The organism is uncultured Veillonella sp., from assembly GCF_900545205.1.
GTDB lineage: Bacteria > Bacillota > Negativicutes > Veillonellales > Veillonellaceae > Veillonella.
Genome location: NZ_UQYC01000001.1, coordinates 1 through 20,119 on the forward strand (window position 1 = coordinate 1; position 20,119 = coordinate 20,119).

Below are 20,119 nucleotides of genomic sequence, written 5' to 3' on the forward strand. Positions count from 1 at the left end.
AACCGGGGAAATCTGTGGATAGGTACCTGCTTTTGGACAGGGGTTCGACTCCCCTCATCTCCACCAAATAAAAAGCATGCTTTTATCAAAATAGTCTATGCTTACAAATAAATATGTAACTTTTCGGCTATAATAGATATAGAGTAGTCGATTTAGTGGTTTTAAAAACTATCTAGGTGGATTCTTAGGTAGTTTTTTTATATATAAGATTAAATATAATATTAATTTATATAGAGAATTGCAAAGGTGATAAGTCGTGGAAATTTTACTCGTGGCCTATTTGGCAGGAACAAAAAGTATAACCAAAAAGTATCTTTCAAAAATGGTTTCTAATAAAATAATTTTTATTCCTACGGCTGGAAATGTCGAGCCCTATACAGGATTTATTGATGAAGGAATTGAGATGTTAAAATCTTTAGGGTATGAATTAGAAATTATTGATATTTCTAAATTTGATGAAGATTATTTAAAGGATAGGTTTTTAAAGACAGAATGCATTTGTATATCTGGTGGGAATACTTTTTATTTACTACAAGAGTTAAAAAAGAAAAATCTAGTAGACGTACTTTTCAAGAGAATCAAAGAAGGCTTATTGTATATTGGAGAGTCTGCTGGAGCGATTATTATGTCTAAAAGTATTGAATACAATCAGATAATGGATGATAAAAGTATAGCTTCTGAATTAGATAATTATGGAGGTTTGAATGTATTTGATCATTATGTTCTTCCTCATATAGGAGAATATCCATTTGAAGAAACTGCTCAGAAAACATTAGATATTTATCAAGATAAGATACCGTTAGTGCCAATAAACAATAAAGAAGCAATCTTAGTGGATAATAATGGTTATACTGTATTAAATGAAAGTAAAAAGTAAATAAGTGTTTATTACTTTATATTTGAAAGTTATAAGTGCTCATATTTTAATATATATAGTCAATAATTTTTATCGCTTTGATTGTGCACAATGAATATGAATTTAATCAGATTTTATCTATGTTTTATAGAGGTGGAGAGGTATCGAAAAAATTGACTTTGTCTATAGAATCCTGTAAAATATATAAAGATATTTATGTAATTATGATACATAGATGATTAGTTTCGTGTAAAGGAGTACATATAATGAAGTTCCGTTATTCCCGTATGTTAGCGGCTCTCGTTGTATCCGCTGTAATGGTTGCTGGTTGTGGCAGTAATCAACAGCAAGCAGGCGACGTGAGTGTCAATGCATACAAAATTACTGCAAGTGATGCACAGGTAAACCAAACCTATGCTGGTACAGTAGTTGCAGAAAACTCTGTAGCTGTACATGCTCGTGTAACGGGTTACGTAGTTGAAAAATTTGTTAAAGGCGGGGAGCAAGTTGTAGCTGGACAGCCATTATATCGCATCGACTCTCGTCAATACGAAGCTGCTCTTGCCAATGCTGAAGCACAAGCTGCTCAAGCTAATGCAAACTATAAAAATGCTGAAGTAGACCTTAATCGGTATGAAACATTGGCTCAACAAGATGCTATTGCGCAACAACGTGTAGATACACAACGCAGTACTGTAGAACAAGCTAAGGCAGCTTATGAAGCATACCAAGCATCCGTAAAAATTGCTCAAGATAACTATGGGGATACAATGGTATATGCACCATATTCTGGTACATTACGTATGGATGATATCGATATGGGTACATTTGTACAAGCAGGTTCTACAACATTAGTAACTATTGATTCTATCGATCCTATCTTTGTTGAATTTAGTATGACTGAACAAGAATATCTTGACTTCATGAAAAATCCAACCGGCGATGATTCCAATGGTCCAAATATTCAGTTAAAACTTGCTGATGGCGAAACGTATAATCAACCGGGTTCTATTGTTCAAGCTGCAAAAAGCCTCGACCAGTCTACAGGTAAGCTCGTGTTAAAAGCGTCCTTCCCAAATCCTGATCATTTGTTATTGCCAAATATGTTTGCCACAGTAATTTCTCCTGGTCAAAAACTTAAAAATGCTATTCTTGTTCCTAGTCGCGCTATTCTTCAAATCATGGATAAAAACTTTATCTTTGTTGTAAATTCTGATGGTGTAGTAGAACAAAAAAGTGTTGAAGTGGGCGGTACAAGTGGTAGCGATACAATTATTAAAGCCGGTTTGGCACCTGGAGATACAATCATCGTTGATGGCTTAACTAAGGTTAAAAACGGTGCGAAGGTTAATGCTAAATTGCTTTCAAAAGAACAATTAAAAGCTACAAAATAGAAGGGGGCTAGATCGTGTCGAAATTCTTTATTAATCGACCTATCTTTGCCATCGTAATAGCCATTGTTATTACCTTGGTAGGTCTCATTTCTATGATGAACCTTCCGATAGCTCGATATCCACAAATTTCTCCACCTACAGTTCGTGTAAACACTGCCTATACAGGTGCAACGGCTCAAGTTGTTAATGATACGGTAGCCAGTGTTATTGAAACACAAATCGTAGGCGTACAAGATATGGACTATATGACATCTAGTAGCTCTAGTAACGGTAGCTACTCTTTGACTGTTCAGTTCAATCAAGGCACAGATGCCGATATGGATACGGTTAATACTCAAAACCGTGTTCAAGCAGCACTTGCACAATTGCCTGCAGAGGTACAAGCAGTTGGTGTTACAACTACTAAATCTTCTGGTGATATGGCTATGGTATTCTCCTTGAATTCACCTGATGGTACTTATGATTCTACATTCTTAAAGAACTATGGTACCAACTATATGATGGATGCTATTAAAGCCATTAAGGGTGTCGGTTCTGTACAAGAGTTCGGTTCCGACTATGCTATGCGCATTTGGTTAGATCCAGCGAAGATGCAAAATCTTGGTGTTACCATTTCTGAAGTGACAGCAGCTATTAAGGGCCAAAACTTACAGGCTGCGGCAGGTACAGTTGGTCAAAATCCTACAAACGGTCAACAAGCATTCCAATATCCTATCAAAATTGAAGGTCGTCTTGTGACACCTGAACAATTTGGCAATATTGCTATTAAAAGCTCTAATGGTAAAGTATTGCATCTAAAAGATGTTGCTCGTATTCAAATTGGTGCTAAAGGATATGACTTTGTTGCTAAGTCCGCTCATAAAGAGGTAGCAGGCTTTGCTATTTCTTTACAAAATGATGCCAATGCATTAGAAACTATTGCGAATGTTAAGAAGGTACTAGATGAACAATCTAAATCCTTCCCACCAGATATGCAATACAATGTAGTTGTAGATAATACTAAATTCGTAAGTGCATCTATCAATGAGGTAGAGCATACCTTTGTAGAAGCATTACTACTCGTTCTTTTTGTAGTATATGTGTTCTTACAATCCTGGCGATCTACAATTATTCCTATGATTGCCGTACCAGTATCCTTGCTAGGTACATTTGGTGCTTTCGTATTACTTGATTTCTCTATCAATACGTTAACATTATTCGCCATGGTATTGGCTATCGGCCTCGTTGTTGACGATGCTATCGTTGTAGTAGAGGCAGTAGAGTATGAATTAAAATATAATGGCTTATCTCCAAAAGAGGCAGCTATTAGAGCAATGGAAAATGTGCAAGGCCCTGTAATTGGTATCGCCTTTGTATTGGTAGCGGTATTCGTACCAGTTGCCTTTATGGGTGGCATGACAGGTATTCTTTATAAACAGTTTGCCTTGACGATTGCAGTTTCTGTTGTTATTTCTGCGATTATAGCCCTTGTATTAACACCAGCACTTTGTGCTACGATGTTAAAACCTCACACGCCAAAAGAACGCGAAGACTGGGTACATCGTCAGTTAAACAAATTCAATGCAGGCTTAGAACGTTTCAGTGATTGGTATGGTATCCAATTGGCTCGTTTAAGCCATCGCTTGAGCTTAACTGTTATTGCATTATTAATCTTTGCTGGTGGTACTGGTTTAGTATTCCACTTCTTACCTACATCCTTTGTACCTGCAGAGGATAGCGGTTACTACATGATTGCTGTTAATGAGCCACCTGGTGCTGCATCTGAACGTACTATGGCGACCCTTGAAAAAATAGCATCTTTCTTGGAAGGTAAAAATGATCCTGAAAAACCTAAGAATGAACAATTATTCCAAGAGGTATTTACTGTAGCAGGCTTTGACCTCTTAGGGGGCGGTCAAAAATCTAGTGCTGGTGTAATCTTTGCGACTATGTCTGATTGGAAGTATCGTACAACTCAAGCAACATCTATTAATGCAATGGTTGGCCAAACCTTTGGCTTTGCTGCTCAAGGCGTACCAGAAGCAACTGTAGTTGCTTTGAATCCACCATCTATTCCAGGTTTAGGTAATACAGGTGGTTTCAGCATGTACCTTATTAACAAAGCTGGTGACAGCCCACAAGTTATGGCAGAACGTGCTAATGAATTCTTAGCAGAAGCTCGTAAGAGTCCAGCAATTCAATCTATTTACACTACCTTTGATACATCTACACCATCCTTACAATTTGATGTGAATCGTGAAAAAGCGGCTCAAGATGGTGTGGCATTAGCTGATATCTTTACTACATTGCAAGGTTTCTATGGTAGTATTCAAGTCAATGATTTCACTACATATGGTAAAAACTATAAAGTAGTAGTTCAAGCTGAAGACGCTTACCGTCAAAATGCGGATCAGCTTAATATGCTAGCTGTTCGTAATAGCAAGGGCCTTATGGTTCCAGTATCTAACTATATTACAAAGGAACAAACTGGCACACCATCTAGTATTACTCGTTTTGATAATGCGATGGCTGTACAAATCGGTGGTTCTCAAGCGAATGGTTACTCCTCTGGTGATGCCATAAATGCATTGAAAGAGGCGGCAGCTAAAACTTTACCAGCCGGTTATACATATGACTGGGCAGGTCAATCTCGTGAAGAGTTGAAAGCTGGTTCTCAAACCATCATGATTCTTGGTTTAGGTCTAGTATTTGTATTCTTAATCTTGGCTGCCTTGTATGAATCTTGGAAGGTTCCATTTGCCGTATTGTTCTCTGTACCATCTGGTATGATTGGTGCTTCTTTAGTTCCATTCTTGTTGAACTTTACAGGTAGATATTCCTTAGCTAATGATATTTACATGCAGATTGGCCTTTTAACACTTGTTGGTTTGGCCGCAAAAAATGCGATTTTGATCATTGAGTATGCTAAGATTCGTGTTGACGAACGTGGTATGAACGTTGTTGATGCTGCTATTGAAGCTGCAAAAATTCGTTTGCGTCCAATCTTGATGACATCCTTTGCGTTCATCCTTGGTGTGTTGCCATTAGCAGTATCTACTGGTGCTGGTTCTGGTGCTCGTACATCCATGGGTATTACTGTAGTAGCAGGGATGACAACAGCCACATTGTTTGGTATCTTTATCATTCCAATGCTGTTTATTATCATTGAAACACTTGGACCTGGTATGTTTACAAACCGCAAAAAAAATCACGACTAATCATTTACATTAGATAATTTTGTAGAATGACAAAAACACGTCACTACTTAGTAGTGGCGTGTTTTTTTATATAATTTATGATATAATAATATAGTTAAAAATCGGATTGACGTAAGTCGATATTAAGTATGAAATTTATATAAAAGAGGTATATTATGAGTGATGTAAAAACATATGTAGCAGGTCATAAAAGCCCTGATACAGATTCTATTTGTTCTGCTATTTCCTTTGCTAATTTCTTAACACAAATGGGTACACCAGCTACTCCAGTATGTGCAGGTGAAGCAAACAAAGAAACAACATATATTTTGAACCATTTTGGTTTTGAACATCCACAAATCGTTAAGAACTGGGAAGAGTTTGCTCCAGAAGGTGGCAACTTATACCTAACTGATCACAATGAATCTAAGCAAATCATCGATGGTTATAAATCCATGAATATGTGTGGTGTAGTTGATCATCACCGCATCGGTGACTTTGAAACTGATGGTCCTGTATTTATGCGTTTAGAACCAGTAGGTTGCTCCAATACAATCATTACTAAATTGTACATTGAAAACAATCAAGCAATCCCTAAAGCTATTGCAGGCTTGATGTTGTCCGCTATCATTTCTGATACTGTGTTATTCCGTTCTCCAACATGTACAGAAACAGATAAAGAAATGGCTCATAAATTGGCAGAAATCGCTGGTGTAGATATCGAGTCCTATGGCCTTGATATGTTAAAAGCCGGTGCAGATATTTCTGATTTGACTAATGACGATATCGTTCGTACAGACATGAAAGAATTCTCCGAAGCAGGTAAAACAATTTCTATCGGTCAAATTTCTGTTATGGATACTACAGATGTATTGGCTAAACAAGCTGAACTTGTAGCTGCATTAGAGGCTCTTCGCAGCGCTAATAACTATGATGCATCTTACATCATGGTTACAAATATTCTTGATGAAAGCACTACATTGTTATTCAGTGGTGATGTGGAAGCAGTAGTAACAAAAGCATTTGAAAAAGAAGTTAAAGACAATGGCGTATTCTTGCCAAATACTATGTCTCGTAAAAAACAAATCGTACCACCAATTCTTGGTGCTATGAAATAGTATAGTAGTATACAAAGGAAAAAGAACGTTGCTTGCAACGTTCTTCTTCTCTATTTATATGATTATCAAATTATAGTATATGTAAGGGTGATAGGGGTGATCCGATGAATTCATTACTAACAGGTTTAAATAAAGAGCAACAACAAGCCGTTCAACATACGGAAGGCCCTTTATTGATTTTAGCTGGTGCTGGATCTGGTAAAACAAAGGTGTTAACCGTTCGTATTGCACATTTATTGGCTCAAGGTGTCAATCCTTATGAAATTTTAGCCATTACTTTTACCAATAAAGCGGCTAAGGAGATGAAAAGCCGTGTAGAAGGTCTTGTTGGGGATGTAGCTAATCGCATTTGGCTCAGCACATTTCATAGCTTCTGTGCGAAATTCTTGCGTTTTGAATTAGATAACTTCTTAGGTTATAACAGTAATTTTACAATCTACGATACATCTGACTCTCAAGCTGTTATTAAGGCTGCTTTAAAAGCATTAAATCTCGACGATAAATATTATCCTGTAGGTGCTATGATTGGTGCCATATCTGATGCAAAAAATAAATTGTTATTTGCTTCAGATTTTAGAAAGCAAGCGAGAGACTTTTACCAACAAAAAGTTGCTGATGTATATGAGTATTATGAACGAGAATTGCGTAAGAATAATGCTTTAGATTTTGATGATCTTTTATTGGTAGCCGTTAAATTATTGCAGTCCAATGAGGCTGTGTTAGATAAATATAGTAAGCGTTTTCGTTATGTTATGATTGACGAATATCAAGATACTAACCATGCTCAATATTTATTGGCTAAATTATTAGCCTCTTATTGGAAAAATATTGCCGTTGTAGGTGATGCTGATCAAAGTATCTACGCATGGCGTGGTGCAGATATTCAAAATATCTTGGACTTTGAAAAGGATTATCCAAACTGTACATCTATCAAGTTGGAACAAAACTACCGTTCTACAAAGATTATTCTTGATGCAGCCAATGCGGTAATTGAAAATAACGAAGGTCGTCCTAAGAAGAATTTATGGACAGATAAAACAGAAGGGGCTAAAATTCAGCATTTTACAGCTCAATCTGAACATGAAGAAGCTGCTTTCATTGGCGATACTATTGCTAAAAAGCACGATATCCATGGTGTACCTTATGGTGATATGGCTATTTTGTACCGTACTAATGCTCAATCTCGTGTGCTGGAAGAAGCACTGATTAAGAGAGCATTGCCCTATACAATGGTAGGAGGCACAAAGTTCTACGATCGTAAAGAAATTAAGGATGTTTTAGCATATTTACGCGTCTTATATAATCCGTTCGATGATTTAAGCTTATTGCGTATCATCAATGTACCTAAGCGTAGTATTGGTGCTACTACAGTGGCAAAACTACAAGACTATGCACGTGCAAATGGTACATCCTTATTTATGACATTAACACAGCTACATCTGGTAGATACGATTAAAGGTAAGACAAAGGAAAAGTTAGAGGAATTTGGTATCCTTATCTTTACTCTCGTAGCTGAAATGGAAGATAGAACTGTTCTTGATATCTTAGAATCTATTTTAGATAGAACAGGTTACTTGGCACAATTAGAAGAAAGTACAGATCCACAAGATCAAGCACGTGCTGAGAATATTGGTGAGCTTTTATCTGTAGCTAAGGACTTCCAAGATACAAATCCAACTGGTACAGTGGAGGACTTCTTGGAACAAGTAGCCCTTGTTAATGATGTTGACTCCTTCGAGCAAGAAGAGTCTAAAGTGACATTAATGACATTACACGCTGCTAAAGGTTTGGAGTTTCCAATTGTATTCTTAGGAGGATTGGAGGAAGGTTTATTCCCTCATAGCCGTACTTTGATGAACCCTGAGGAAATCGAAGAGGAACGCCGCCTTGCTTATGTAGGTATTACTCGTGCTGAAAAGGAATTATATATTTCTAATGCCACTACCCGTACCGTATTTGGACGCACTAGCAGCTATTTACCGTCTCGTTTCATCGATGAAATTCCAGAAGAATTAGTTGATGGTTTGCGTGCTAAGCGTAAAGTACCTGATGATATTAAGCGCCATGTGCCGCAACATATGAGTGTCACAAGCCGACCAGTTACGAAGCCAATCGTTCGTAATGAAGTAATTGCGGATTGGAAGATTGGTGATACAGCCATTCATAGTAAGTGGGGCAATGGTAAGGTTATCAATGTTGCCGGTGAAGGGGCTGGTATGAAGTTGACAATTGAATTCCCCACACAAGGTGTACGTGTAGTAATGGCAAAATTTGCACCTGTTAAAAAGGGATAGTTATTTTCTGTACAAAAGGATATAAGATGAATCCGAAAGATAGAATTAAAGAGTTACAACAAGAGCTGACTCATGCGCAGTATTTATACTACGTAAAAGATGCTCCTACAATGAGTGACTTTGAATATGATAAAAAATATCGTGAGCTCGTTGATTTAGAAACGGCTCATCCTGAATATATTGTGCCATCATCTCCCACACAACGGGTAGGCATGAAGGTAGAAGGTTCCTTTGAAAAGGTCGTTCACGGTCGCCCTATGTTGAGCTTATCTAATGTATTTAGTGCTGATGAAGTACGTGCATTTGCTAGCCGTGTAGAGAAGGAATTAGGTCATAAGCCTTCTGCTTATGTGGTAGAACTTAAAATCGATGGTTTAGCTGTTAATTTGCACTATGAGAACGGCATGTTTGTACGTGCCGTAACACGTGGTGATGGTCGCGTTGGTGAAGACGTAACTGCTAATGTGCGTACTATTAAGTCCATCCCTTTATACTTAGAAAATGCGCCAGAGTTTATCGAGGTTCGCGGTGAAGCGTATATGCCTCATAGCGAATTTAAACGCATTAATGAAGAACGTGATGAAGAGGGCTTACCAACCTTTGTAAATCCTCGTAATGCAGCAGCTGGTTCTTTGCGTCAACAAGATCCTGCTATTACGGCGAGTCGTAATTTAGCATTCTTTGCCTATGCAATCGGCTCTGAAGTGGGGGCCAATATTCATAGTCAAGAGGAATTGCTACAAAGTCTAGAAACGTTCAAGTTTTCTGTAAATCCTCATTATCGCGTATGTAAAACAATTGATGAGGTAATCGAAGCTATTAATTATTGGGGTGAAAAGCGTCATGAGTTGCCTTACGACACAGATGGCATGGTAATTAAGGTTAATAGTTTTGACGACCAAGAGGTACTTGGCAGTACTGCAAAGGATCCTAAATGGGCAACAGCATACAAATATCCACCAGAAGAAGTGGAAACCATTCTTAAGGATATCACTATCAATGTGGGGCGTACGGGGGTTCTTACACCAACTGGTGAATTGGAATCTGTATTCGTATCCGGTACAAATGTAAGTCGTGTTACATTACATAATCAAGACTTCATCAATGAAAAAGATATTCGTATTGGTGACCATGTCATCATTCACAAGGCAGCCGAGATTATTCCAGAGGTTATCCGCGTAGTCCCAGAAAAACGAACTGGTTCTGAAGTGCCTTTCACAATTCCTAATACATGTCCTGTATGCGAATCGCCTGCAGTTCGACGTGAAGGTGAAGCCGCTGTTCGTTGTACGAATAAACATTGTCCTGCCATTGAAAAGGAACAAATTATTCATTTTGCATCTCGCGATGCTATGAATATCGATGGTCTCGGTCCTAGTATTGTAGAAAACCTAATCAATAACAAATTAATCACCAATGTTGTTGATTTATATCATTTAACGGTCGAACAACTAGTTACCATGGACCGAATGGGTAAGAAGTCTGCTGAGAATTTGGTAAAAGCTATCGCAGATTCTAAATCTCGCGGATTAGATCGTGTACTATATGGTCTTGGTATTCGACTAATTGGATCTAAGGCAGCCGGAACAATTGCAAGTGTTGTAAAATCTATGGAACGATTCATGACAATTACTAAAGAAGAATTAGTGGCGGTAGAAGAAATCGGGCCTACAATGGCTGATAGTATCGTTGAATACCGTCAAGATTCTGCTCATGTTGCCATTATTGAAGGCTTAACACAAGCAGGTCTTAAAATGACCGTAGATGTTGTAGAAGCTGCAGGTAACCAAATGGATGGCGAAATCGTTGTTCTTACAGGTAAGCTTGAGGTTATGGGTCGTAGTGAAGCTGGTAAAATCCTTGAAGCTCATGGGGCAAAGGTTACAGGTTCTGTATCTAAGAAAACAACTCTTGTTATCGCTGGTGAAGATAGTGGTAGCAAGCTTACTAAAGCAAATGAATTGGGTATACGAGTAATGAACGAAGAAGAGTTTGTAGAACTCTTACGCGAACTCGGTGAAATCCAATAGATATACATTCTTACAATGTTTTGAAAATATATATTATTTGCTTTATAATAAGTAATTATGAAAGGATGTGTTCCGATGAAAATCAGCCAAGAGGAAATTAAAAAGATCGCCTTACTTTCACGATTGGAAGTTAAGGAAGAACATATGGCACATGTAGAAAAAGAGTTATCTGACATCTTGACTTATGTTGCTGAACTAGATGCATTAGAACTTGATGGTGTGGAGCCTATGGCTCATGCAGTACCATTGCACAATGTATTTAGAGAGGATGAAACAAAACCATCCTTAGATCATGATTTAGCTTTGTCCAATGCTCCAGAAGCAGAGGATGGGTACTTTAAAGTACCTCGCGTTGTACAAGAATAGGAGGTTTCGCTGTGGCAACAATTCATGAATTACACAAGAAACTAGTGAATAAAGAAATCAGCGCCGTTGAATTGACGAATGCTGTTATTGCACATAAAGCGAAAGTGGAACCGACTGTACATGCGTACTTATCCGATTCTCATGATCGTGCTTTGGCTACAGCTAAGCTTGTAGATGAAGCAATTGCTAAAGGTGAAGCTATTTCCCCATTGGCAGGTATTCCTGGTGCCATTAAAGATAATATTTGTATTAAAGATGAACCTGCAACATGTGCATCTAAAATGTTAGAAAACTTTGTGCCTCCATACAATGCGTCTGTTATTGAACGTTTACAAGACAATCATTATATTAGCCTTGGTAAACTTAACATGGACGAATTTGCTATGGGTGGATCTACAGAGAATTCTGCATTAGCTAAAACATCTAATCCTTGGAATGCTGATTGCGTACCAGGCGGTTCTTCTGGTGGTAGTGCAGCAGCTGTATCCAGCGGTTCTGCTATTTGGGCTCTTGGCTCTGATACAGGTGGGTCTATTCGTCAACCAGCATCCTTCTGTGGCGTTGTAGGTTTAAAACCAACATATGGTAATGTATCTCGTTACGGTTTAATTGCTTTCGCATCTTCTTTGGATCAAATTGGCCCTGTTACTCGAGATGTAACTGATGCTGCTTTAGTATTAAATGCTATTTCTGGCCACGATGCTAAAGATTCCACATCCATTCCAGGTACTCGTGTAGACTACACTACTGCTCTTGTAAATGATGTAAAAAATCTAAAAATTGGTGTACCAAAAGAATTCTTTGGTGAAGGTCTCAATAGAGAAGTTCGTAAAGCTATTGAAGAAGCTATCGAAACATACAAAAAATTAGGTGCTGAAATCGTTGAGGTTTCCTTGCCTAATTCTAAATATGCATTATCTGCGTACTATATCATTGCATTGGCAGAGGCAAGCTCTAACTTGGCTCGTTATGACGGTGTAAGCTATGGTATGCGCGTACCTGCAGATAATTTAGTAGAAATGTCTACTAAAACTCGTACAGAAGGTTTTGGTCCTGAAGTACAACGCCGTATCTTGTTAGGCACCTATGTATTGAGCGCTGGTTACTATGATGCTTATTATTTGAAAGCATTAAAAGTACGCCGCCTCATTAAAAACGAATTTGATGAAGCTTTCTCTAAAGTGGATTTAATCTTAACACCAACTGCACCTAATACGTCTTATAAATTTGGTGAAAAAGCAAATGATCCATTAGCAATGTACTTAGAAGATATCTGTACAGTACCAGCTAACCTTGCAGGTATCCCAGGTATCAGCATTCCAGCAGGTATGAGTAGTAGCAATTTACCAATCGGTATGCAATTGCTTGGTCCTGCTATGGGTGAAGAAACATTGTTACGTGCGGCTTTCACATTTGAACAAGCACGTCCAGACTGTCAATTAGTAGCACCAACTGGGGAGGTTTCTCTATGAGTAGTAAATACGAAACAGTCGTTGGTTTAGAGGTTCATACAGAGCTTAAGACTAAGTCTAAAATCTTCTGTGGTTGTACCACTGAATTCGGCGGCGATCAAAATACACATGTGTGCCCAGTATGCCTTGGCTTGCCTGGTGCTATGCCTGTGTTAAATAAACAAGTAGTAGAATTTGCTATCAAAGTTGGTTTAGCATTGAACTGTGAAATTCTAAACTTTAACAAATTTGACCGTAAAAACTATTACTATCCAGATTTGCCTAAAAACTATCAAACATCTCAATATGATTTGCCAATTTGCTTAAATGGTCATTTGGACATTGAAGTAAATGGTGAAACTAAACGCATTGGTATTACGCGTATTCACATGGAAGAAGATGCAGGTAAACTTGTTCACAGTGGTAACACTATTTCCGATTCTAAATCTTCTAATGTTGACTACAACCGTACAGGTGTTCCTCTTCTTGAAATCGTATCTGAACCAGATATTCGCTCCGGTGCAGAAGCAAGAGCCTATGTTGAAAAACTACGTTCTATTTTGCAATATTTAGAAGTATCTGATGGCCGTATGGAAGAAGGTTCCTTACGTGGTGACTGTAACGTATCCGTACGTTTGCGCGGTACTAAAGAGTTCGGTACGCGTACAGAAACTAAGAATGTAAACTCCTTAACAGCTATTCAAAAGGTTGTTGAATATGAAGCATTACGTCAAGCTAAGTTGATTGAAGCTGGCGGTAAAGTAGATCAAGAAACACGTACATGGGATGATGCTCAAGGCATTACTATTGGTATGCGTAAGAAAGATGAAGAAAACGATTACCGTTACTTCCCTGAACCAGATTTGGTACCAATTGTAATTACTGACGAAAAAATCGAAGAAGTACGTCGTGCGTTACCTGAATTACAAGATGCTAAGATTGATCGCTTTGTATCTGAATATGGTTTGTCTCGTGAAGATGCAACAATCCTTACTGTATCTCGTAAAACTGCAGATTTCTTAGATGCCACTGTAAAAGCAGGTGCAGATGCTAAGACTGTGGCTAACTGGATGCTTGGTGACTTGTCCAAGATGATTAATGAAAGTGGTTTAACATTCGCTGAATCTAAAGTAAGCCCAGAAAACTTGGCTGGTATGATTGCCCTAATCGACAAAGGTACAATTTCCGGTAAAATCGCGAAAAAAGTTATCGTATCCATGTGGGAATCCGGCAAGGATGCAGATACTATCGTAAAAGAAGAAGGCCTTGTTCAAATCACTGATACTGGTGCTATCGAAGAAATCGTTAAACAAGTTATTGCTAACAATCCACAACCAGTGGCAGACTTCAAAGGTGGCAATGGTAAGGCTATTGGCTTCTTAGTAGGCCAAGTTATGAAGGAATCTAAAGGCCGTGCTAACCCTGGTATGGTAAATGAATTGCTTCAAAAATACTTGAAAGACTAATTTGTCCGTTAGCCTATAGTCGCATAGGCAATACAAATAAAATCAATCCCCTATAGATATATGAACTTATATCTGTAGGGGATATTTATTTGCATTTTTTATGGTAAAGTATGGTATAATAGGTTGTATAAAATTAATTATTATTTTGGTCATATAAAGGACTTAATGATGAATGATCAACAGAATATAAATAACAATCAAAATACATATAGAAGTAGTGAGCGTAGCGATAGCTACAGTAGTAATACACGTGCTGCAGAACCTAATACACGCGTATTATCTGATGATGAACGCCGTGATTTTGACGGTGTAACCATTGAAGAGGTAGGCGATTCTGTTCATGTGGACTCTACACCTAGCAATATGAACGAAGATTATCAACGCGGTGAAGAGTATAATCAATATGGTCCACATGTGAAGGTATATAGCTTTAATAGTACAAGCTGGCTGAGCCGTATTATTTTAATTATAATCCTAGCAGTCGTGTTAGCAGCTGTAGTTTTCTTTGGTGGCATCATCCTATCGATTGTAGGCGTTGTCATTTTAGTGGGGGCCGTTGTTTCCTTTATCTTTGGGCTCTTTTAATGGTATAATATATATATTATGACTAGACGGTGGCTGAGCCATTCGATGATGTAAAGGGGACCTATGAACGTAGTTTTATCCACATTAAACTCAAAATTTATACATTCCTCCCTGGCTTTGCGTTATCTCAAAGCCTATGGGCAGGCTCACGGACAGGCATACGATATAGTAGAATATACTATTAATATGCCTGTTTTACATATTCTTAGCGATATTACAGAGCGCAATATAGATGTATTGGGCTTTGCTTGCTATATTTGGAATATCGAAATGACATTGCATGTGGTGGACCTGGTGAAAGCTGTTCGACCAGATATTAAGATCATTTTAGGTGGACCAGAGGTTTCTTTCACAGCCGATGAAATCCTAAATCGATGCCATGCCGTAGATTATGTTGTACAAGGGGAAGGGGAAGAAGCTTTCTACCAACTTATTAGTGCATTACAAAATGGTAAGGATGGTTTACAAGAAGAAATCCCTGGGGTACGAGGACGTCATATTTCAGGCGAACTTATGGGCTCTACAGAAGCTGTAGAGGTTAAAGATCTTAGTACTATACCATTCCCATATGTAGAAGAGGATATGGAGGATTTAGAACATAAAATCATCTACTATGAATCCTCTCGCGGATGTCCATTCTCTTGTCAGTACTGTTTATCTGGCAATAAGAATACAGTGCGGTTCTTCCCACAGGAGAGAACCTTCAAAGAACTACAATGGTTTATCAATCATAAGGTAAAACAAGTTAAATTTGTAGATAGAACATTTAACTGTGCACCACATCATCATCGCCCTATGATGGAATTCATGCGAGATGCTAATACAGAGACGAACTTCCATTTGGAAATGGAACCAGAGCTCATGACAGAGTGGGAAACAAATATTCTCTGTGAAACACCACCAGGCCGCATCCAAATCGAGGTGGGCGTACAAAGTACACATAAGAAAACCTTGGACGCTATTAACCGTTACAATGATTGGCCTTATATTCAAAAGGCTATCCGTCCTATTATTGAGGCCGGCCGTACACATGTACATATGGATTTAATTGTAGGCTTACCTTACGAAAATAAAGCACGATTTGGATTATCCTTCAACGATTTATTTAGCTTACAACCTCATGCGCTACAAATAGGGTTCTTGAAACTATTAAAAGGCTCTGGTGTACGCCGCATGGAGGAATACCAATATATTAGTGATCCATTAGCTCCTTATGAGGTTTTAAGTACACATGTATTGCCATATAAAGACGTTCGGTTCTTGAAACACTTTGAAGATGTATTTGAACGCTTCTATAATAGTGAGCGTTTTAGAACTGTCTTTGCCTATATTGGTAGCAAGCTTATTAAGGAACATACTGATACATCCATAATTGGTGAAGATATAGTAACAAATCATGTACCACCAATGAAAAAGTATGATCCATCTAAAGTGGAGCCTAAAAAAGACGCTTTTTCTTATTTCTGTGAAATGACACAAGCTTGGCTCGATGCAGGTAATCATAAGGTTAATTTAAAAGACATTGACCAAATCGAGTTCTTATATAATTTCTTCTTGTCTAAAGGCGACAAAGTAGCAGCTGAATTATTACAGTACGATACACTTGTTAGCTATCGTGGTAAGGTTCGAAGCGAAGCCGTTGGTTTGCCGAAGCAGACAAAGGAACTTTTACAAGAAGGGGAAGCATTCTGGCGCAACGAAGAGATTGCATCTCAGTATATTCCAAACTATACATTTAAAGAATGGCGCAAAATTCGCCAACAGTACGTAGAAATGCCTATGTCGAAAGACACAGCCCGTGTCTTAAACATAGACAATATTCCTGATACAACATTTACAGTTGTGATAGACGTTAATAAAGATGTTAAACCATTTATACGTCCTGACATAGAGGCTTGTTAGTAATACAAAAATAATTTATCTAATTTTGATAGTCGAAATATTACATAACAAGTGATGATTGGTTAGTTAAATAGGAGTGTTATGACCGATACAACGAGACCAAAACGATACCGCATGGTATCTAAATACTATAAAGAAACCTATGGGGAAAAGGTTTATAAATTGCCTGTTGCCTTACCGCTAACATGTCCAAATCGAGACGGTTCAGCCGGCGTAGGAGGCTGTACCTTCTGCGGTGAAATTGGTGCGGGCTATGAAAATCGTCCTGCTTGGATGACAGTGCGTATGCAATTAGAGGAAAACATTGCTCACATAGGTCCTAAATATAAGGCGAAAAAATTTATACCTTATTATCAAAACTTTAGTAATACCTATTTGGGACTTGATGATTTTAAAAGCTATATGGAACAAGGCTGTATCGATGAAGCTGTAGGCATTGCTATTGCGACGCGACCGGACTGTATTGCCGATGAATATTTAGACATATTAGCTGATATTAGAGATCGTTTTCAAAAGGATATTTATATTGAATTAGGATTGCAAACGGTCAATTATGATACCCTTGAGAAGATTAATCGTGGCCATGATTTAGCTCAGTTTATTGATGCTGTATTGCGCATTAAGAGATACGGATTTAATGTTACAACCCATATGATTGTCAATTTACCTTGGGATACAATGCAGGATACCATCGAAGGGGCCCGTATTTTGTCAGCCCTTGGCGTAGATCAAGTAAAATTGCATGCTTTATATATCGTTAAAAATACATTGATGGCTAAATGGTATCAAGAGGGGCAATTCACCTTAATTAGTGCCGAAGAATATGCTGATCGGGTTGTGAATTTTGTTCGTCATTTGCATCCTGACATTGTATTACAACGTCTTGTCGGGAGAGCACCTAAAGATAACACGTTATTTACGAACTGGTCCATGGGATGGTGGCGCGTCCAAGATTTAATTGATGATAAGTTAGACGAACTAGATGCTCATCAAGGTGATTTATGTGATTATTTAAACGGCAAAGCCGTTCGTAAGTTTATAGATTAGGAGGTTATATGAGCGAACAAGTTTTTACATTTCCTACATATGACCTAGCACAATCCATACTAGGTCAACATAATCGATATCTGCATATGATGCTTGAAGTCATCTCTGCAGATGTAGTAGCTCGCGGTGATACTGTTGTTATCAAGGGCGATGAAAAACAAGTAGAGGCATTGTATCGCACATTAGAAGAACTTGTGTTCTTATACCGTGAAGGCAGTACTATAACTGAGTCTCAAGTTCGTATTGCGGCAAAACTCGTAGCTAATGGCAAAGCTGATGCTGTACATACTATGTTTGAAGATACTTTATCCGTTAACATGCGCGGTAAAAATATTACGCCTAAAACGGAAGGCCAAAAATACTATGTAGATAGTATTCGTAAAAATACCATTACCTTTGGTATTGGCCCTGCTGGTACAGGTAAAACTTTCCTAGCCGTAGCGTTAGCTGCATTCTATTTGAAAAACCGCAATGTAGATAAAATTATTTTGACTCGCCCTGCTGTAGAGGCTGGTGAACGATTAGGCTTCTTACCTGGTGAATTACAAGACAAGGTAGATCCATATTTGAGACCTCTGTATGATGCATTACATGAAATGTTTGGCATTGAGCAAGTACAACGCTTTATGGAACGCGGTACTATCGAGGTAGCACCACTAGCGTATATGCGTGGTCGTACCTTAGAAAATGCGTTCGTTATTCTAGATGAAGCTCAAAATACGACGGCCGAACAGATGAAGATGTTCTTAACCCGTCTAGGTAATAACTCTAAAATGGTTGTGAACGGTGATAAGACACAAATTGACTTGCCACCACGTGTTGTGTCTGGTCTCGGCGAGGCTGAAAAGGTATTGCGTCATGTACCTGGTATTAATATGGTTTACTTTAGCGATCAAGACGTTGTCCGTCATGATTTAGTAGGTCGCATTGTAAAAGCTTACGATGCATATCACGAACGTAAGTTAGCTGGTGAGACTGCAGAATCTAATGCAGTATCCAAAGAGAATGTAGCGAAAGGATAAGCATGTATATACATATTAGCTATGATGAAGGAATTCAAGAGGATTCCAATATTGAGGCCGTTATACGTAAAGTTTGTGATGAAGTAAGTCGCGTATATGGCCTTGAAGAAGATGAAATGAGTATTTTACTCTGCGATAATGCAAAAATTCACGAGCTTAATAAGGAATATCGCGGCATTGACAGACCAACTGATGTATTGTCCTTTGCTCTAAATGAAGGGGATGATTACGAAGGCAGTGAAGAGGAACATCACTTACTCGGCGATATGATTATTTCCTTAGAGCGTACTCGTGAACAAGCTATTGAATATGGACACAGTTTTGAACGAGAATTAGCATATTTAACGACTCATAGCTGCTTACATATTTTAGGCTATGACCATATGAACGACGAAGATAAAAAAGAGATGCGTACTGAAGAGGAGTTTATCTTAGGTAACCTCGGTTATGTGCGGGAGGATGCACCATACAATGAATAAGAACGAACATTTTAAATCTGGCTTTGTTGCCGTTGTAGGACGCCCAAATGTTGGTAAATCTACATTAATTAATGCCCTTATTGGCGACAAAATCGCTATCGTATCCGATAAGGCTCAAACAACGCGTAACCGCATTATCTGTGTATATACAGATGAAGCGAAACAAATTGTTTTCATGGATACGCCAGGTGTACATAAGCCAAAACATAAATTAGGTGAATTCATGGTAGACGCTGCCATTGAGTCCTTAAAAGAAACAGAAGCTGTTTTATTTGTAGTAGCAGGTAATGAAAAGCGCGGTCCTGGGGACAACTTCATTATTGAACAATTGAAACGTGTAAAGGTTCCTGTATTCTTAGTAGTTAATAAGATTGATACCCTCAAAAAAGAAGAGCTCTTAGAAGCCATTGTTTCTTATCAAGATGCATATCCATTTGCAGGGGTCATTCCTATTTCTGCAAAGGATAAAGAGAACTTAACTGAAGTTCTCAAGGTATTAGAGGAAACATTACCTGAAGGTCCGCAATACTTCCCAGAAGATATGATTACGGATCAACCAGAACGTTTAATTATTTCCGATATCGTACGCGAAAAAATCTTATTGTCTACACGGGATGAAATTCCTCATGCTATCGCTGTAGATGTAGATGAAATGAAAACTCGTGATGATGGCACAACCTATATTCGCGCTACTATCTACTGTGAACGAGATTCCCAAAAGGGCATCATCATCGGTAAAAAAGGGGCCTTGTTAAAACAACTCGGTGCTGAAGCGCGTGCAGATATTCAAAAACTATTGGCTACAAAGGTGTACTTAGACCTTTGGGTTAAGGTTAAAAAGGATTGGCGTAATAAATCTGGCATGTTATCTGAACTTGGTTATAGAAAATAAATTTTGTTATAATAAAGACTAACTTGTTTTCTCAATTGTAT

At 38.2% G+C, this 20,119-nt stretch carries 15 protein-coding genes; all 15 read left to right on the forward strand.

What is annotated here, in order from left to right:
- Positions 1-256: 256 nt before the first annotated feature.
- The 15 genes from QZR70_RS00005 (at position 257) to era (ending at position 20,078) form a co-directional block, all read left to right on the forward strand.
- Positions 257-877, forward strand: coding sequence for a Type 1 glutamine amidotransferase-like domain-containing protein (locus tag QZR70_RS00005; RefSeq protein WP_295792144.1), 621 nt, complete (start codon positions 257-259; stop codon positions 875-877).
- A 245-nt stretch (positions 878-1,122) separates the two neighbouring features.
- Positions 1,123-2,250 carry an efflux RND transporter periplasmic adaptor subunit gene (locus tag QZR70_RS00010; RefSeq protein ID WP_295792147.1) on the forward strand — a complete coding sequence of 376 codons (1,128 nt, stop codon included), beginning with the start codon at positions 1,123-1,125 and terminating at the stop codon, positions 2,248-2,250.
- 14 nt (positions 2,251-2,264) lie between these two features.
- On the forward strand, positions 2,265-5,447 hold the full coding sequence (locus tag QZR70_RS00015; RefSeq protein ID WP_295792150.1) for an efflux RND transporter permease subunit: 3,183 nt from the start codon (positions 2,265-2,267) through the stop codon (positions 5,445-5,447).
- 155 nt (positions 5,448-5,602) lie between these two features.
- Positions 5,603-6,544 (forward strand): manganese-dependent inorganic pyrophosphatase, encoded by a 942-nt coding sequence (locus tag QZR70_RS00020; RefSeq protein WP_295792153.1) that lies wholly within the window; start codon positions 5,603-5,605, stop codon positions 6,542-6,544.
- A 104-nt stretch (positions 6,545-6,648) separates the two neighbouring features.
- Positions 6,649-8,838, forward strand: a complete 2,190-nt coding sequence (gene pcrA / locus QZR70_RS00025) for a DNA helicase PcrA (RefSeq protein WP_295792155.1) — start codon at positions 6,649-6,651, stop codon at positions 8,836-8,838.
- Between the two features lie 26 nt (positions 8,839-8,864).
- Entirely contained in the window at positions 8,865-10,868 is a 2,004-nt protein-coding gene (ligA, locus tag QZR70_RS00030; protein WP_295792158.1) for an NAD-dependent DNA ligase LigA, read from the forward strand.
- 75 nt (positions 10,869-10,943) lie between these two features.
- Entirely contained in the window at positions 10,944-11,234 is a 291-nt protein-coding gene (gene gatC, locus QZR70_RS00035) for an Asp-tRNA(Asn)/Glu-tRNA(Gln) amidotransferase subunit GatC (protein ID WP_004696952.1), read from the forward strand.
- An 11-nt stretch (positions 11,235-11,245) separates the two neighbouring features.
- On the forward strand, positions 11,246-12,706 hold the full coding sequence (gatA, locus tag QZR70_RS00040; RefSeq protein WP_295792162.1) for an Asp-tRNA(Asn)/Glu-tRNA(Gln) amidotransferase subunit GatA: 1,461 nt from the start codon (positions 11,246-11,248) through the stop codon (positions 12,704-12,706).
- Positions 12,703-14,151 carry an Asp-tRNA(Asn)/Glu-tRNA(Gln) amidotransferase subunit GatB gene (gatB, locus tag QZR70_RS00045; protein ID WP_295792167.1) on the forward strand — a complete coding sequence of 483 codons (1,449 nt, stop codon included), beginning with the start codon at positions 12,703-12,705 and terminating at the stop codon, positions 14,149-14,151. The genes gatA and gatB overlap by 4 nt, the downstream gene beginning before the upstream one ends.
- 168 nt (positions 14,152-14,319) lie before the next feature.
- The gene (locus tag QZR70_RS00050) at positions 14,320-14,736 is read left to right on the forward strand and encodes a DUF4229 domain-containing protein (RefSeq protein WP_295231535.1); all 417 of its coding nucleotides are present in this window, start codon (positions 14,320-14,322) and stop codon (positions 14,734-14,736) included.
- A gap of 63 nt (positions 14,737-14,799) precedes the next feature.
- Complete coding sequence (locus QZR70_RS00055; RefSeq protein WP_295231533.1) at positions 14,800-16,638, forward strand: B12-binding domain-containing radical SAM protein; 1,839 nt, start codon at positions 14,800-14,802, stop codon at positions 16,636-16,638.
- A gap of 81 nt (positions 16,639-16,719) precedes the next feature.
- Complete coding sequence (locus tag QZR70_RS00060; protein ID WP_295231531.1) at positions 16,720-17,685, forward strand: TIGR01212 family radical SAM protein; 966 nt, start codon at positions 16,720-16,722, stop codon at positions 17,683-17,685.
- A gap of 8 nt (positions 17,686-17,693) precedes the next feature.
- Positions 17,694-18,707, forward strand: a complete 1,014-nt coding sequence (locus QZR70_RS00065; RefSeq protein WP_119206434.1) for a PhoH family protein — start codon at positions 17,694-17,696, stop codon at positions 18,705-18,707.
- A gap of 2 nt (positions 18,708-18,709) precedes the next feature.
- Positions 18,710-19,186: an rRNA maturation RNase YbeY gene (ybeY, locus tag QZR70_RS00070; RefSeq protein WP_005386517.1), complete on the forward strand. Its 477-nt coding sequence runs from the start codon at positions 18,710-18,712 to the stop codon at positions 19,184-19,186.
- Positions 19,179-20,078: a GTPase Era gene (gene era, locus QZR70_RS00075; RefSeq protein ID WP_195185797.1), complete on the forward strand. Its 900-nt coding sequence runs from the start codon at positions 19,179-19,181 to the stop codon at positions 20,076-20,078. Before ybeY ends, era begins: the two co-directional genes overlap by 8 nt.
- The last annotated feature ends 41 nt before the right edge of the window (positions 20,079-20,119 follow it).